Genomic DNA, 16,490 nt, shown 5'->3' with positions numbered 1-16,490 from the left:
CGGCCGTGAACTCCACACAGGACTCGGCGTGAGAAAGGATCGAGAGTGGCAGACCGCCTGATCGTGCGAGGGGCGCGTGAGCACAACCTGCGGGGGATCGACATCGATCTGCCGCGCGACAGTCTGATCGTCTTCACCGGCCTTTCCGGTTCGGGCAAGTCCTCGCTCGCCTTCGACACCATCTTCGCGGAAGGGCAGCGGCGGTACGTGGAGTCGCTGTCCGCGTACGCCCGGCAGTTCCTCGGGCAGATGGACAAGCCGGACGTCGACTTCATCGAGGGCCTGTCGCCGGCCGTGTCGATCGACCAGAAGTCGACGAACCGCAACCCGCGTTCGACGGTGGGAACCATCACCGAGGTCTACGACTACCTCCGCCTGCTCTATGCGCGAGCCGGTACACCGCACTGCCCGGCCTGCGGCGAGCGGATCGCCAAGCAGACCCCGCAGCAGATCGTCGACCAGGTGCTGGCCATGGAGGAGGGAACCCGGTTCCAGGTCCTCGCACCCGTCGTCCGCACCCGCAAGGGCGAGTTCGTCGACCTGTTCGAGCAGCTGAACACGCAGGGCTACGCCCGCGTTCGGATCGACGGCGTCGTGCACCAGCTGACCGATCCGCCGAAGCTCAAGAAGCAGGAGAAGCACGACATCGAGGTGGTGGTGGACCGCCTCACCGTCAAGGCGCGCTCCAAGCAGCGGCTCACCGACTCGATCGAGACCGCACTTCGGCTGGCCGACGGCATCGTGGTCCTGGACTTCGTCGACCGGGAGGAGGACGCGACCGATCGTGAGCGTCGCTTCTCCGAGAACCTGGCCTGCCCGAACGGGCACCCCCTCGCGATCGACGACCTCGAGCCGCGGTCGTTCTCCTTCAACTCGCCGTACGGTGCCTGCCCCGAATGCACCGGCCTCGGTATCCGGAAGGAGGTCGATCCGGACCTGGTGGTGCCGGATCCCGAGTTGAGCCTCGCCGACGGCGCGATCGCGCCCTGGTCGATGGGGCAGACCTCCGAGTACTTCGGTCGGCTCCTGTCCGGCCTGGCCGACGTGATGGGCTTCGACGTGGACGCCCCCTGGAAGGAACTGCCCGCCAAGGCGCGCAAGGCGGTGCTCGAGGGCAGCGAACACCAGGTGCACGTCAAGTACAAGAACCGGTACGGCCGCACCCGCTCCTACTACGCCGAGTTCGAGGGCGTGATGCCCTTCCTGCACCGGCGGCTCGAACAGACCGAGTCGGAGCAGATGAAGGAACGTTACGACGGGTACATGCGCGACGTACCGTGCCCGGCCTGCAACGGCACCCGGCTGCGGCCGGAGATCCTGTCGGTGACCATCGAGGCCGGCGAGCACGGCCGCATGTCGATCGCCGAGGTCGCGGAGCTGTCGATCGCCGACTGTTCCCGCTTCCTGAACTCGCTGACTCTCGGTGCCCGCGAGGAGGCGATCGCCGGTCAGGTGCTCAAGGAGGTGCAGGCGCGGCTCGGCTTCCTCCTCGACGTCGGCCTGGAGTACCTGTCGCTGTCGCGTGCCGCGGGCACCCTGTCCGGCGGCGAGGCCCAGCGCATCCGGCTCGCCACCCAGATCGGATCCGGGCTCGTCGGCGTCCTGTACGTGCTCGACGAGCCGTCCATCGGCCTGCATCAGCGAGACAACCGCCGACTGATCGAGACGCTGACGCGTCTGCGGGACCTCGGCAACACCCTGATCGTCGTCGAGCACGACGAGGACACGATTCGCACCTCCGACTGGGTCGTCGACATCGGGCCGCTCGCCGGCGAGCACGGTGGTCGGGTGGTGCACAGTGGCCCGTACGCGGAACTGCTCACCTGTGAGGAGTCACTGACCGGTGCCTACCTCTCGGGCCGGTCCTCGATCGACGTTCCCCTGGTGCGCCGGGCCGTCGACAAGAAGCGGCAGGTCACCGTCGTCGGGGCCAAGGAACACAACCTCCAGGACATCGACGTCAGCTTCCCGCTCGGGGTGCTGACCTCGGTCACGGGTGTGTCCGGGTCCGGCAAGTCGACGCTCGTGAACGACATCCTCGCCACGGTGATGGCGAACAAGCTCAACGGGGCGCGCCAGGTGCCCGGCCGGCACACCCGGGTCAACGGGCTGGACCAGCTGGACAAGCTCGTCCAGGTGGATCAGTCGCCGATCGGGCGCACCCCGCGGTCCAACGCCGCCACCTACACCGGCGTGTTCGACAAGATCCGCACCCTGTTCGCGCAGACGACCGAGGCGAAGGTTCGCGGCTACCAGCCGGGCCGGTTCTCGTTCAACGTCAAGGGCGGCCGGTGCGAGGCGTGCTCCGGCGACGGCACCCTGAAGATCGAGATGAACTTCCTCCCCGACGTGTACGTGCCGTGCGAGGTCTGCCACGGGGCCCGGTACAACCGGGAGACCCTCGAGGTGCACTACAAGGGTAAGACGATCGCCGAGGTCCTGGACATGTCGATCGAGGAGGCTGCGGAGTTCTTCGAGCCGATCACCTCGATTCACCGCTACCTGGAAACGTTGGTCCGGGTCGGTCTCGGCTACGTGCGACTCGGGCAGCCGGCGCCCACCCTGTCCGGCGGCGAGGCGCAACGCGTCAAGCTCGCCGCGGAACTGCAGAAGCGCTCCACCGGCCGGACCGTCTACATCCTGGACGAACCGACCACCGGCCTGCACTTCGAGGACATCCGCAAGCTGCTCGGCGTCGTGAACGGTCTGGTCGACAAGGGCAACACCGTCATCGTCATCGAGCACAACCTCGACGTGATCAAGACGTCCGACTGGATCGTCGACATGGGTCCCGAGGGCGGCTCGGGCGGTGGGACGGTGGTCGCGCAGGGCACGCCGGAGGAGATCGCGGTGGTCCCGGCGAGCTACACGGGACGGTTCCTGCGCGAGGTTCTCGACGCGGCACCGGTGGCGGCCCCCGCACCGGCGAAGCGGAAGCGCGCGCCGCGGAAGGCTGCCGCGAAGGTGTGACGGTCCTGTATACGGATCAGGGCCGGAACCGCGCACTGCGGTTCCGGCCCTGATCCGTCGCGACGGATGTGTCAGACGGTGCCGGTGGTGCCGCCGCCGGTGGACGAACCGCCGGCGATCAGCGAGTTGACGATGTTGGCAATGGCGCCGAAGAGGCCGTCGATGTCTCCGGAGTTGACCATGGATGTCTCCTTGATGGTGATGTACTGACCCGACCGAGGCGCGTGCTGCGCCGGCCGGCTGGTGCCGGATCGATCAGATACCGCGCCCCCGCTTGGCCTGCGGGTTTCCCGACGACGGCTTCGGCGATGATCCCCCGATCGCAGTGACCACTCGAGGATCGGATCCCGTTCTTGCGTAGCGGAACCCGGCCTCCATGTGGTGCCCTCCACTGCATTCGCGACCTTTGTACACGAGCGTTCCGGTCGGCCGTCCAGGTTTCGGAGAAAACGAAACCGCCACCGCGATGTGAAGTGCCTCACATCGCGGTGGCGGTTTCCGAGTGGTTCAGTAGACCGGGCCGGTGAACTTCTCGCCGGGGCCCTTGCCGGGCTCGTCGGGGTGTGCGGACGCCTCGCGGAATGCCCGTTGCAGGGCCTGGAGGCCCTCGCGGATCGGTCCGGCGTGCGGCCCGAGGTACTCGACCGAGGCCGTGACCAGGCCGGCGAGGGCGGTGATGACGCGCCGGGCTTCGTCGAGGTCGATGTTCGCGCTGTCGGTGTGGTCGTCCGCGGCAAGGCCGAGCTTCTCGGCGGCGGAGCTCATCAGCATGACGGCCGCCCGGCTGATCACCTCGACCGCGGGGACGTCCGCCAGTTCGCGGACTTCGGTGCTGTCTTCCCCTGTGTGCGATGCGTCTGTCATGGCTGCTAGACTTCCATACACGACCGCCCCTGACGACGTCGGGGGCAGCAAGTGGAGTCCGACTCCCACCGCTGTTCCGCGAAGCATATTCGCAGGTCAACGGTTCCGGTCACTCGGGTGTTGGTACCTGGCCGCACAGGCCTGGTGCGTTCGATCCGAGGTTCCCGTGAGGGGCGTGGGTGGCGCGTGTGCAGATGTACACGACGCTGCGGCACGTGATCGGTCGACATCGGACCCCGCCTGGAGAGATCCAGCCGGGGTTCTTTTGTTGGGGACGTGGGCAGGCGGGCTGCGGGCGGTCAGGACGACCACGCCGCTCTACCTAGGAGGCCCCATCAGCACTGAGACTCGCATCAACGAGCGCATCCGCGTACCCGAGGTCCGCCTTGTCGGACCGGGAGGTGAGCAGGTTGGCATCGTGCGTGTTGAAGATGCACTCCGCTTGGCTCAGGACGCCGACCTCGACCTGGTCGAGGTTGCGCCCGACGCGCGTCCGCCGGTGTGCAAGATCATGGACTACGGCAAGTTCAAGTACGAGGCCGCGCAGAAGGCGCGCGAATCGCGCAAGAACCAGCAGCAGACCGTGATCAAGGAGCAGAAGCTTCGCCCGAAGATCGACGATCACGACTACGAGACCAAGAAGCGCAATGTCGTGCGGTTCCTCGAGGCCGGATCCAAGGTCAAGGTCACGATCATGTTCCGCGGACGCGAGCAGTCCCGTCCCGAGTTGGGCTTCCGCCTCCTGCAGCGGCTCGGTGCCGATGTCGCCGACCTCGGCTTCATCGAGACGTCCGCGAAGCAGGACGGCCGCAACATGACGATGGTGCTGGCACCGCACAAGGGCGCCAAGACCCGTGTCAAGGCGCAGGAGCAGGCACAGCGTGGCGCTCGTCCGCAGGCACCCGCGCAGCCGGCGCCCGCACAGTCGGCAGCACCTGCCGAGGCGCAGGCGCCCGCCGCGGAGCCGCAGACGCCCGACACGCCCGCGAGCTGACAGACCAGCACGTAGTACGCAGCAGTAGAAGAAACAGAAACTGAGGACTCCATGCCCAAGAACAAGAGCCACAGCGGCACCTCGAAGCGATTCAAGGTGTCCGGCAGCGGCAAGATCCTGCGCCAGAAGGCCGGGCGTCGCCACCTGCTCGAGCACAAGGCCACCAAGGTCACCCGTCGCCTCGACGGCGTCGCCGTGGTCGACAAGGCCGACGTTCCCCGCGTCAAGCGCCTGCTCGGCATCTGATTCGACCTTCTCCATTACCTCTCGGGAGCGTCCAGGCGATCCCGACCGATTGACAGGATTTTTCAGTGGCACGCGTCAAGAGGGCAGTCAACGCCCAGAAGAAGCGCCGTTCCGTTCTCGAGGCCTCCAGCGGCTACCGCGGGCAGCGGTCGCGCCTGTACCGCAAGGCCAAGGAGCAGCAGCTCCACTCGATGACCTACGCGTACCGGGACCGCCGCGCGCGCAAGGGTGACTTCCGCAAGCTGTGGATCTCGCGCATCAACGCCGCCGCCCGCGCGAACGACATCACCTACAACCGCTTCATCCAGGGCCTGAAGGCCGCGGGTGTCGAGGTTGACCGCAAGATCCTCGCCGAGCTCGCCGTCTCCGACGCCGAGGCGTTCGCCGGCCTGGTCGCGATCGCGAAGGCCGCGCTGCCGGCCGACGTGAACGCTCCCGCCGGGGAAGCGGCCTGAGCAAGCCGATCCAGGAACGACCCGTGGACCCGTTCACCGAGCGGACGCCACGGGTCGTTTCTGCTGTCAAGCTGCTGCGTGGCGCGGAACGGCGCAAGACTGGACGGTTCCTGGCCGAGGGCGCGAATTCGGTGACCGCCGCTCTCGACACCGGACGAATCGAGGAACTGTTCGTCACTGCGGACGCCTCGGTGCGGCATGCCGCGCTGGTGGAGCGGGCGCTCGCACAGCGAGTGCGCGTGTCCCCGGTGACCGACCGGGCGGCGAAGGCGCTGGGGGACACCGTCACGCCGCCGGGCGTGGTCGCCGTCTGCCGGACCGTCGACGTTCCGCTCGCCACCGCGCTGGGGGCGCGACCGCGCCTGCTGGCGGTACCGGTCGCGATCAGCGACCCCGGCAACGCCGGGACCGTGATCCGGGTCGCCGACGCGGTCGGCGCCGACGCGGCGATCCTCGCGGGCGACAGCGTCGACCCACACAATGGCAAGTGCGTGCGCTCGTCCGCGGGCAGTGTGTTCCACCTGCCGATCGCTCGGGAACGGGACACCGACACGGTCCTCGCCGCGGTCGCCGCGGCCGGGGTGCAGGTGCTGGCGACCGCCGCGGACGGTGAGGTGGACCTCGACGCAGCCGACGATTTGCTGGCCCGTCCGACGGCCTGGCTGTTCGGTAACGAGGCGCACGGACTGGACCCGGACCTCGCCGCGCGGGCGGACCACCGCGTGCGAATTCCGATTCGTGGTCGGGCCGAGTCGCTGAACCTGGCGACCGCGGCAGCGATCTGCCTGTACGCGAGCGCGCGGGTGCAGCACAGGGCGTCCGAGCCGACAACCTAGAATTTGCCGAGAACGCGCGAGCAGAACCGAACACGAGGAGTTTCACGAGCCGTGGCCAAGAACGAGGGCGACAGTGCACCGATCATCGACGCGCAGGCGCTGAGCGAGGAGTCGCTCGCCGAGGCTGCGGGCGCTGCAGAGCAGGCGTTTGCCGGGGCCTCGGATCTGGATGCGCTGGCGAAGGCGAAGATCGACCACCTCGGCGACAAGGCGCCGTTGTCGCTCGTGCGGCGGGCGCTCGGGGCCCTGCCCGGCAAGGAGAAGGCCGACGCGGGCAAGCGTGTCAATGCGGCCCGCACCCGGGCGAGTGCCGCCTACGAGGCGCGCAAGGAGATCCTCCTCGCCGAGCGTGACGCGGCGGTGCTGGTTGCCGAGTCGATCGACGTGACCCTGCCCGCCGGACGCCGCGCCGTCGGGGCCAGGCATCCGATCACGATCATCTCCGAGCAGGTCACCGACGTGTTCGTGGCGATGGGCTGGGAGGTCGCAGAGGGGCCCGAGGTCGAGACCGAGCACTTCAACTTCGACGCACTGAACTTCCTGCCCGACCATCCGGCCCGCACGATGCAGGACACCTTCCACATCGCGCCGGAGGGCTCGCGTCAGGTGCTGCGCACCCACACGTCCCCGGTGCAGGTGCGATCGATGCTCTCGCGGGACCTGCCGCTGTACGTGGTGTGCCCGGGTCGCACGTTCCGCACCGACGAGCTGGATGCGACGCACACCCCGGTCTTCTCCCAGATCGAGGGCCTGGCGGTCGACAAGGGGCTGACCATGGCGCATCTGCGTGGCACCCTGGACGCGTTCGCTCGCGCGCTGTTCGGCCCCGATACGCGAACCCGGATGCGCCCCAACTACTTTCCGTTCACCGAGCCGTCGGCCGAGGTGGATGTCTGGTTCCCGGGCAAGAAGGGTGGCGCCGGCTGGGTCGAGTGGGGTGGCTGCGGCATGGTGAACCCGAATGTGTTGCGGGCCAGTGGTATCGACCCCGACGAGTACAGCGGCTTCGCGTTCGGCATGGGTCTGGAGCGGACCCTGCAGTTCCGCAACGGCATCCCCGACATGCGCGACATCGTCGAGGGCGACGTGCGGTTCACGCTGCCCTTCGGTGTCCAGGCCTGACGAACTTCAACGACTGAGCCGAGAACGAGAGAGCTGAGTAGACGTGCGAGTAGCGCAATCCTGGCTGACCGAGATCCTGCAGCGGGCCACCCCCGGCTGGGAGGTGAGCCCCGAGGAGCTGGACGCCGGTTTCGTGCGGGTGGGCCTCGAGGTCGAGGAGGTCGACGCGGTACCGCTGGTGTCGGGTCCACTGGTGGTGGGCCGGGTGCTGGAGATCGAGGAACTGACCGAGTTCAAGAAGCCGATCCGGTTCTGCCGAGTCGACGTCGGCGGCGAAGAGCCGCAGGAGATCGTGTGCGGGGCCAGGAACTTCGCGGTCGGCGATCTCGTCGTCGCCGCGCTGCCGGGCGCGGTGCTGCCCGGGGACTTCGCGATCGCCTCCCGCAAGACGTACGGCCGGGTGTCGAACGGCATGATGTGTTCGGCCTCGGAGCTGGGGATCGGCAAGGACCACTCCGGGATTCTGGTGCTCGAACCGGGCACGGCCGCGCCGGGCACCGCAGCCGGCGAGCTCCTCGGACTCGGCGACACGATCATCGAGCTGAACATCACCCCGGACCGTGGCTACTGCTTCTCGGTGCGCGGCCTGACTCGTGAGCTGGCGAACGGTTTCGACCTGGACTTCGTCGATCCCGCCGTGACGGTGCCGTACGAGGCCGCGGGCGACGCGTGGCCGCTGACGGTGCAGCCGGAGTCCGGGTGCACGCGCTTCGCACTGCGGAAGGTCACCGGCGTGAACCCGCACGCGGTCACTCCGTGGTGGATGCAGCGCCGGCTGTTGCTGTCGGGGGTTCGGCCGATCTCCCCGGCCGTCGACGTCACGAACTACGTGATGCTCGAACTCGGTCACCCGCTGCACGCATTCGATGCGGCCAAGGTCGCCGGAGGTCTCGTGGTGCGCCGCGCGGTCGCCGAGGAGAAGCTGACCACCCTCGACGGGGTGGAGCGGACGCTCGACGCCGAGGACGTGGTGATCTGCGACGACACCGGTGTCATCTCCCTCGCCGGGGTGATGGGCGGCGGCAGCACCGAGGTCGGCGAGGGCACCACCGAGGTGCTGCTCGAGGCGGCGATCTGGAATCCCTTGGCGGTGTTCCGGACGTCGCGTCGGCACAAGCTGATCTCCGAGGCGTCGAAGCGGTACGAGCGGGTCGTCGACCCGGCGCTGTCCGCCGCCGCGCTGGACCGGGCGGCCGGGTTGCTCGCCGAGATCACCGGCGGCCACGTCGAGCCGGTCCTGACCGACCAGGGTTCCGTCGCCGCGCCCGCCGCGATCGCGATGGACCTGGACCTGCCGAGCCGGGTCGCGGGCGTGACCTACCCGAACGGGACCGCCGCCCGCCGGCTCACCCAGGTCGGGTGCACCGTCGACGTCGCGGTCGACGACAGCGGCACCGGTCAACTGGTGGTGACGCCGCCGACGTGGCGTCCCGATCTGACCCAGCCGGCCGACCTGGTCGAGGAGGTGCTGCGGCTCGAAGGGCTCGAGCAGATCCCGTCGGTGCTGCCTGCCGCGCCGGCCGGGCGCGGCCTGACCCCGTCGCAGCGACGCCGCCGCGCTGTCGGGAAGGCGCTCGCGTTCGACGGCTACGTCGAGGTGCTGCCGACCGTGTTCCTGCCCGCCGCGGTGTTCGACACCTGGGGCCTGGACGCCAACGACCCGCGCCGCGTCACCTCGAAGGTGCTCAACCCCCTCGAGTCGGACCGCCCGGAACTCGCGACGACGCTGCTACCGGCACTGCTGGAGATCCTGGCCCGCAACACCTCTCGTGGCCAGCGTGACCTGGCGCTGTTCGGTATCGCGCAGGTTGTCCAGCCCGGGCCGGACACCAAGCCGGTCGATGCACTGCCGGTCGACCGGCGGCCCACCGACGAGCAGGTCGACGATCTGTTGCGCTCGCTGCCCGCGCAGCCGGTTCACGTCGGCGTCGTCCTGACCGGGCTTCGTGAGCCGAGCGGGCCGTGGGGGCCCGGACGTGCAGGTGACGCCACCGATGCGTTCGCGGCCGCGCAGACCATCGCCGCCGCCGCGGGTGTTCGGCTCGACCGCAGGCCCGCGCAGTACCTGCCGTGGCACCCCGGCCGCTGCGCCGAACTGCTCGTCGACGGCACGGTGGTCGGACATGCCGGTGAGCTGCACCCGGCTGTGCTCGAGCGCGCCGGACTGCCCGCCCGCACCTGCGCGGTGGAGCTGAACCTCGACGCGCTGCCGATCGTGGAATCGCTTCCCGCGCCCCGCGTTTCGCCGTTCCCGGCGGTGCTGCAGGACGTGGCCGTCGTGGTCGACGGCTCGGTGCCGGCGGCGTCGGTGGAGTCCGCGCTGCGTGCGGGCGCCGGGGAGCTCCTCGAGGACATCCGGCTGTTCGACGTCTTCACCGGCGAGCAGGTCGGTGCCGGACGCAAGTCGCTCGCGTTCGCACTGCGGTTCCGCGCCGGTGACCGCACCCTGACCGAGGACGAGGCGAGCGCCGCCCGTGACGCCGCGGTCGCCGCCGCGGCCGCGACGGTCGGTGCGCAGCTGCGCGCCTGACCCCGTACCCGACACGCCACCCCGTTCCGCGCCGACGCGGGACGGGGTGGCGTGCGTTTCGGGCTAGCCTGGGCGCAGAGAGCTCGCGACCGCCGACCCGGCTGACGAGCCGATCGAGCGAGGTGCCATGACCGAGACCCAGTCCATCGTGAACAGCATGAGTGCGCTGACCGACGACGAGGTGCGGGCGGTGGTGGCCGCCGCGACGACCGGACGGCCCGCGCTGGCCGCGTTGCGGGCCGCGGCCCTCGAGATCCGCTTGGTCCCCGAGCCCGTCGCCCCGCCGGTACCGACCACGCCGGACGTGCCGGCGCCGCCGGTGATCCTCGACGCGGACGTCGTCCCTGACCCGCATGCCGTCACCAACCCCAACACCGTCCCGGGCGGGGTGGTGGCACCCGATGTCGCTGCCGTGACCGGATACACCGAGGGGGGTGTCCCGACGTTCGACGCCGTCCGCGAGAAGATCGAGACCCGCGCCGGCACCGCCGACGGAGGCACCGAACTCGACGCCGCGTCGTCCGCCGGACGGAACCTCGAGGAGCAGTTCGCGGCAAGGGAGAAGGCGGCCAAGGAGCGGCTCGACGAGATCCGCAAGTCGCTGCACCGGGACTGACCTGCCGGGCATTGCCCTGCGCGCGGGGCGGGTCGGTCGTACCGTGGATGCACCAACACGGAGGTGCCTCATGGACATTCTCGTCGGGTTTGCATTCTTCGTCACGTTCGCGGCCGTCGCCGTGGTGACGGCCGGGGTGCTGATGCTCCTCGCGATCTCGATCAAACCGGACTTCCTGCAGCGCACCCCGAAGGGGTACGCCGACGGCGCGGCACGCACACCCGACCGCCTCCGCTGACCCACTCGCCCCTTCCCGAATGGCCCATCTGATCGGTTCAGCCGACCGGATGCGCCATTCGGGAAGGCGGGGAGGACATGTCAGTGCCGGTCGAGGATTGCGGCGAAGTCGGTGCCTGGGGGCAACGAGCCGTACTCGAGGTCCCGGTTCTCGCCGAGCCGGGCCGTCAGGAACGCTTCCGCGACCGCCGTCGGTGCGGTCCGCAGCAACAGCGACGCCTGCAGACCGAGCGCCATCGACGCCGCGACCGCGCGTGCGCGGAACTGTGCCAGGGTCGGGTCCAGCGTGGCCAGTTCGGTCAACGCCGTCCGCATCCGGTCCTGGTGCGCGTCGAACAGCGCTGAGGCGCCGCGTGCCTCGGCCAGCTCGGCGTCGAACGCAGCCACCGACTCCGGCTCCCGGGTCATCGCGCGCAGCACATCGAGGGCGATGACGTTGCCGGAGCCTTCCCACACGGCCATCACCGGCTGTTCCCGGTAGCGGCGGGCCAACGGGAACGCCTCGGTGTAGCCGTTGCCGCCGAGGCATTCGAGCGCCTCGTACGCGTGGTGCGGTCCGCGCTTGCAGATCCAGTACTTCGCGACCGCGGTGGCGAGCCGCCGGAACGCCTTCTCGGTGTCGTCGGCGTCCGCGTCGTGGGCGCGTGCCAGGCGCAGGGCGGTGGCGGTAGCGGCCTCCGACTCGAGTGCCAGGTCCGCGGCGACCGCCGTCATCGCCGGCTGGTCGATCAGCGTCGTACCGAAGGCCGCCCGGTTTCGCACGTGCCACAGTGCCTCAGCGACGGACTGGCGCATGCCTGCGGTCGAACCGTAGACGCAGTCGAGGCGGGTGCGCGCGACCATCTCGATGATGGTGCGCACGCCGCGGCCGGGTTCGCCGACCAGGTGGCCGAGGGTGCCGTCGAGTTCGATCTCCGAGGACGCGTTGGACTTGTTCCCGAGCTTGTCCTTCAGCCGCTGGATCCGGAAGACGTTTCGGGTGCCGTCTTCGAGGACCCGCGGAACCAGGAAACAGGACAGGCCGGAGCCGGAGGCGAGTTCGGTCTGCGCCAGGATCAGGAAGCCGTCCGACATCGGTGCCGAGCAGAACCACTTGTGCCCGGTCAGCGACCAGGTGCCGTCGGAGTTCGGCACGGCGCGAGTGGTGTTGGCGCGCACGTCGGAGCCGCCCTGCTTCTCGGTCATTGCCATTCCGAAGAGCACGCCGGACTTGTCGCCGGGCGTGATCAGTCTGCCGTCGTAGCCGCGGCCGTAGAGTCGGGGCAGCCACAGCGTCGACAGTTCGGGGGAGAACTCGGACAGCGCGGGGACGACGGAGTGGGTCATCGAGATCGGGCACGAGTGGCCGGGCTCGATCTGGGCGAACATCATGAACGATGCGGCACGCGCGACGTTCGCGCCCGGCTTCGGGTCGGCCCACGCCGAGGTGTGCGCGCCGTGTTCGACGGCGGCGCCGATGATTCGGTGGTAGGCCGGATGGAACTCCACCTCGTCGATCCGGTTGCCGTACCTGTCGTGTGAGTGGAACACCGGGGTGACGGTGTTCGCGAGTTCGGCGTCGTGCTGGAAGGATTCGGTGCCGACCAGCGCGCCAACCTCGCTCAGTTCCTGCTGCGCCCAGTCGGCGTCGTAGCGGGCCACACCCTCGACCAGCGGAACGTTCGAGGTGTACTCGTTGACGTCCACCCGTGGCGGCGCCTGGTTGAACACCTCGTGGGTGTGGAATCCGGAGGGGGTGACGGTCGTCATGAGTGCGTTCCTTCGGTCGATGGTGCGGGCCGCCGGGGGCTTTCGGTGATTCCGACACCGTGGAAGCAGAACCGGAGGATCGCCTCCACGGTGTCGGTGTCCTCGGCGCCGGAGGTGTCGGCGTTGTCCGTGGTCACGGCATGGGTGGGGGACAGGCGCCCGGTCAGTGCCTCGCTGATGGCGCCGATCAGCGCGGTCGCGGTCACGCCGAGGTGTTGCTCGGGGAACTCGCCGGACGTGATGCCCTCGCGCAGGATCTCGGTCGTGAGCGCGTGGTAGTCCGCTCGGTAGGCCAGTCGTTCGGCGTCGATGCGTGGATCGACCGGTTCGAACAGCAGCGACCATGCGAGTTGGCGTCCCTTGATGGCGCGCAGTGCGAACGTCTCGACCAGGGCGCGCAGGCGGTTCGACGCCCCGTCCGCGGCGTCGACCGCGGCCCGGACCGCGGCGAGTTCCTGGTCCGCGCCGACCCGGAACACGGCGGCAAGCAGGTCTGCGCTGCCGTCGAAGTACGAGTACACCGAACCGACGCTGACCTCGCACTTCTCGGCGATTGCCTTGACCGTGGCCGCGGCGAACCCGCCGGAGGCGACGAGTGCGGTCGCCTCGGCGAGTAGGGCCGCGCGGCGCTGCGCCTGCGCGGCGCGCGTCTTCTCGGTCGCTCGGTAGGCCATCCGGCGGGCACCCTTTCCCAATACTATGAATCGTGATTCAATCCTTGCGAGTCGACTGTAGAACGAAACACGGGCCACGGCAACGGGCGCCCCGAGGAGACCTTCATGAACCTGACCACGATGCTGGAGAGCACGGCGCGCAAGTATCCGGACAAGGAGGCGCTCGTCTACGGGGATCGGCGGATCACCTATGCCGAATTGCTCGCCGCCTCCAAGCGGGCCGCCACCGTGCTGCGCGACCGTGGTGTCCGCCGTGGTGACAGGGTCGCGGTGATGACCTACAACAGCCCCGGTTTCGTGATCGCCGCCTTCGGCGCCTGGCGGGCAGGCGCCGCGCTCGTGCCGGTCAATCACAAACTGGCTCCGCCGGAGGTCGAGTACACCCTCGGTCACTGCGGGGCGACGGTCGGCATCGTGTCGGCGGACCTGCGCGGTAGCGCGGAAGCGGGGGCGCCGCAGGTGGATTGGATGCTGACGGAACCGGGGGAGGGCACGTCGGCGTCTGCGGACCGGGACTTCGACGCCCTCGTCGACCTCGCCGACGAGTGGGAGGGCGCCGACGTCCACGAGACCGACATCGCGCAGGTCCTCTACACGTCGGGGACCACGAGCGCCCCGAAGGGCTGCCTGCACACGCACCGCTCGATCACCACTGTCGCGCCGTACATCTCGACGACACTCGGCCTGGACCGGGACGAGCGGGTGCTGATCGCGATGCCGATCTGGCACGCCGCGCCGCTCAACGTCTGGTTGGTCACCACCATGTTCCTCGGCGGCACGATCGTGTTGATGCGGGAGTATCACCCGATCGAGTTCCTGAAGATCATTCCGGCCGAGCGGATCACGGCCTTCTTCGGTGCCCCGATCGCGTACCTCGCGCCACTGCAGGCGGCCCGGGCGGCGGGAATCGACCTGACGGACTTCGACTTCTCGACCATGCGGCGCTGGACGTACGGTGGTGCGCCGATCGGCGCGGAGGTGGCGCGGCAGCTGCAGCAGGCCTATCGGTCCGAGGACTTCTACCAGGTGTACGGCATGAGCGAGATGGGCCCGACCGGGACCGCGCTGTATCCGCACGAGCAGATCGCGAAGGCCGGGTCGATCGGCCGTGGCGGCATGCCGGGTGTGGACCTGCGGGTGGTTCGGGCGGACGGCGGCGACGCCGGGCCGGGGGAGACGGGGGAGATCTGGCTCGCCGGAGACACCAGAATGCTCGGGTACCTGGACAACGACGAGGCCACCGCCGACGTGTTCGAGGGTCGCTGGTACCGCAGCGGTGACGTCGCCCGGCTGGACGAGGACGGGTACATCTACATCGTCGATCGAACGAAGGACGTCATCATCACCGGCGGCGAGAACGTGTACTCGCAGGAGGTCGAGGAGGCGATCCGGCCGCGACCCGACGTCGTTGACGTCGCGGTGATCGGCCGTCCCCATCCGGAGTGGGGCGAGACGGTTGTCGCGGTGATCGCTCCGGTCGACGGTGCCCACATCGAACTCGACGATCTGCGGTCGTACCTGTCCGACAAGCTCGCCCGCTACAAGATCCCACGCGAACTCGTGGTCGTGGACCAGCTGCCCCGGAACCCGTCCGGCAAGCTGACCAAGCATGTCCTCCGGAGTTCGGTGATCGGCGACTGACCGACCCTGGGTGCCGGGGCCGCCACCGTGTCGGTAGCGGCCCCGGTCGTCGTTGGGTGCCCGTGGATCAGCCGGCCGTCTCGGCGGCGGGCGTGCCCGAGGAGATGTCGGCGAGCGAGCGATTCTTCGTGCGAACACCGAAGCTGAGAATCGCACCCGAGAACAGGACGGTGACGACGAGCATCCAGATCGTCGGGACCGCACCGAGGTTGCTCAGTGCCGGAACGACGATCCAGGGGGCGACCGCACCACCGAGGTGGCCGACGCCGTCACCCACCGCCGACGCAGAGCCTCGGACCCGCGTCGGGAAGACCTCGGCGGTGTAGGTGTAGGCGGGCAGGATCGTGAAGCTGATACCGAAGTTCACCAGCATCGAACCCGCGGTCGCGGTGACCTCGGACGCGGGCAGGAGCAGTGTCAGAAGTCCCCCGGCGACGAGGGCGGTGCCGATGATCGTGAGGATCTTGCGCTCGTACCTCTCGATCAGGACGAGCATCAGCAGTGGGACGATCACCGAGGTGCAGCGCATCAGGACGGTGACCAACAGGGCGTCCGAACTCGACACCCCACGACCTTCGAGGATCAACGGGGTGTAGTTCAGGAAGCCGTACACGGCGAGGTAGTACACGAACCAGAACCCGGTGACGAGCACGACCCGGCGCAGCAGCTCGCCGCTGAACAGTTCCCTGAATACGGATGACGCCGGCTGTTCGGCATCCGTCCCGGCGGCCTCGAGTGCCTCGTACTCCGCTCGCGCGGCCTCGGGGGACGAGCCGGCCCTCGCCTCCATTACGGCGACGATGCGTTCGGCGCGCTCGACGTCCCCCGTCGACACCAGCCATCGTGGCGACTCCGGCAGGATCCGGTCGACGAGCATCGGAACGACGACGATGACGATGCCGCCGATCGCCAGCAGGATCCGCCAGCCGTACGATGGCAGGTGATTCAGAATGGGCAGCGAGACGAATCCGATGACGACCTGGCCGATCGCCTGGTACGTCATGATCGTCGCCAGATAGCGGCCGCGCATGTTCTTCGGTGCCAGTTCGCCGATGTACGTCGAGACCAGTGCGATCACTGCCCCCATTCCCGCACCCGCGAGGAACCGGAAGAAGCTGAGCGAGGCGATGTTCCACGCCAACCCACTCAGCGCTCCGCTCAGCGCGAGCACCACGATCGTCAGCGCCAGCCCACGCTGGCGGCCGAAGCGGTCCGCGATGTGACCGAGCGCGAACGCTCCGATCGCGTAACCGACGAGGTTGAGTGCGATCGGTTGGCTCATCTGCATGACGGAGACGTCGAGGCTTGCCGCGGTCGCCTTCACCGTCAGGCCGGAGACGGTGATGTCGTAGTTCGCGAAGAACATGCACAGCACGAGCGCCAGCCCGCCGAACGGTCCGACGCCGACCCGCGGCATCGTGTCGATCCGTGCATCGATCATCCGGGCCGCCCGCAGGTCGGCCGATGCTCCGGGGTTCTGCGCAGGTCGCGTTGTCTGGGGGTGTGACACCTGCCCCGCCTTTCTGGGTCCGAATCGATTCGTCGCTGTCGGCGGC

Annotated in this window: 14 protein-coding genes; 10 read left to right on the top strand and 4 right to left on the bottom strand. The window is 69.0% G+C overall.

Annotated elements, in window-relative coordinates; genetic code table 11:
* The first annotated feature begins 45 nt into the window (after window positions 1-45).
* Window positions 46-2,970 (top strand): excinuclease ABC subunit UvrA, encoded by a 2,925-nt coding sequence (gene uvrA, locus ACWDU4_RS23870; RefSeq protein ID WP_450116415.1) that lies wholly within the window; start codon window positions 46-48, stop codon window positions 2,968-2,970.
* Between the two features lie 507 nt (window positions 2,971-3,477).
* On the opposite strand, the gene ACWDU4_RS23865 is transcribed toward uvrA, so the two are convergent.
* On the bottom strand, window positions 3,478-3,834 hold the full coding sequence (locus ACWDU4_RS23865) for a DUF1844 domain-containing protein (RefSeq protein WP_450116414.1): 357 nt from the start codon (window positions 3,832-3,834) through the stop codon (window positions 3,478-3,480).
* Window positions 3,835-4,123: 289 nt separating this feature from the next.
* On the opposite strand from ACWDU4_RS23865, the gene infC reads away from it, so the two are divergent.
* The 8 genes from infC (at window position 4,124) to ACWDU4_RS23825 (ending at window position 10,871) form a co-directional block, all read left to right on the top strand.
* A complete protein-coding gene (infC, locus tag ACWDU4_RS23860; RefSeq protein ID WP_450116428.1) occupies window positions 4,124-4,828 on the top strand; it encodes a translation initiation factor IF-3 in 705 nt (234 codons plus the stop codon).
* Window positions 4,829-4,879: 51 nt separating this feature from the next.
* Window positions 4,880-5,074 carry a 50S ribosomal protein L35 gene (gene rpmI, locus ACWDU4_RS23855; RefSeq protein ID WP_007531459.1) on the top strand — a complete coding sequence of 65 codons (195 nt, stop codon included), beginning with the start codon at window positions 4,880-4,882 and terminating at the stop codon, window positions 5,072-5,074.
* Between the two features lie 65 nt (window positions 5,075-5,139).
* Window positions 5,140-5,529 (top strand): 50S ribosomal protein L20, encoded by a 390-nt coding sequence (gene rplT, locus ACWDU4_RS23850; protein WP_450116413.1) that lies wholly within the window; start codon window positions 5,140-5,142, stop codon window positions 5,527-5,529.
* A 23-nt stretch (window positions 5,530-5,552) separates the two neighbouring features.
* Complete coding sequence (locus tag ACWDU4_RS23845; RefSeq protein WP_450116412.1) at window positions 5,553-6,365, top strand: TrmH family RNA methyltransferase; 813 nt, start codon at window positions 5,553-5,555, stop codon at window positions 6,363-6,365.
* A 51-nt stretch (window positions 6,366-6,416) separates the two neighbouring features.
* Window positions 6,417-7,487 (top strand): phenylalanine--tRNA ligase subunit alpha, encoded by a 1,071-nt coding sequence (pheS, locus tag ACWDU4_RS23840; RefSeq protein ID WP_450116411.1) that lies wholly within the window; start codon window positions 6,417-6,419, stop codon window positions 7,485-7,487.
* 43 nt (window positions 7,488-7,530) lie between these two features.
* The gene (gene pheT / locus ACWDU4_RS23835) at window positions 7,531-10,017 is read left to right on the top strand and encodes a phenylalanine--tRNA ligase subunit beta (protein WP_450116410.1); all 2,487 of its coding nucleotides are present in this window, start codon (window positions 7,531-7,533) and stop codon (window positions 10,015-10,017) included.
* A 127-nt stretch (window positions 10,018-10,144) separates the two neighbouring features.
* Window positions 10,145-10,633, top strand: a complete 489-nt coding sequence (locus ACWDU4_RS23830; protein ID WP_450116409.1) for a hypothetical protein — start codon at window positions 10,145-10,147, stop codon at window positions 10,631-10,633.
* A gap of 70 nt (window positions 10,634-10,703) precedes the next feature.
* Window positions 10,704-10,871 carry a hypothetical protein gene (locus tag ACWDU4_RS23825; protein ID WP_450116408.1) on the top strand — a complete coding sequence of 56 codons (168 nt, stop codon included), beginning with the start codon at window positions 10,704-10,706 and terminating at the stop codon, window positions 10,869-10,871.
* Between the two features lie 80 nt (window positions 10,872-10,951).
* Here the strand turns inward: ACWDU4_RS23825 and ACWDU4_RS23820 are convergent, their stop codons facing one another.
* Together ACWDU4_RS23820 and ACWDU4_RS23815 are read right to left on the bottom strand one after the other, a co-directional pair.
* Complete coding sequence (locus ACWDU4_RS23820) at window positions 10,952-12,619, bottom strand: acyl-CoA dehydrogenase family protein (RefSeq protein ID WP_450116407.1); 1,668 nt, start codon at window positions 12,617-12,619, stop codon at window positions 10,952-10,954.
* Complete coding sequence (locus ACWDU4_RS23815) at window positions 12,616-13,293, bottom strand: TetR/AcrR family transcriptional regulator (protein WP_450116406.1); 678 nt, start codon at window positions 13,291-13,293, stop codon at window positions 12,616-12,618. Before ACWDU4_RS23815 ends, ACWDU4_RS23820 begins: the two co-directional genes overlap by 4 nt.
* A gap of 105 nt (window positions 13,294-13,398) precedes the next feature.
* Here ACWDU4_RS23815 and ACWDU4_RS23810 point away from each other — a divergent pair, with 105 nt between their 5' ends.
* On the top strand, window positions 13,399-14,934 hold the full coding sequence (locus ACWDU4_RS23810) for a class I adenylate-forming enzyme family protein (protein ID WP_450116405.1): 1,536 nt from the start codon (window positions 13,399-13,401) through the stop codon (window positions 14,932-14,934).
* A gap of 67 nt (window positions 14,935-15,001) precedes the next feature.
* On the opposite strand, the gene ACWDU4_RS23805 is transcribed toward ACWDU4_RS23810, so the two are convergent.
* Window positions 15,002-16,444, bottom strand: a complete 1,443-nt coding sequence (locus tag ACWDU4_RS23805) for an MFS transporter (RefSeq protein ID WP_450116404.1) — start codon at window positions 16,442-16,444, stop codon at window positions 15,002-15,004.
* Window positions 16,445-16,490: the final 46 nt, after the last annotated feature.

The organism is Rhodococcus sp. NPDC003348 (assembly GCF_053589375.1).
This window is presented reverse-complemented; position numbering and strand designations above follow the sequence as displayed.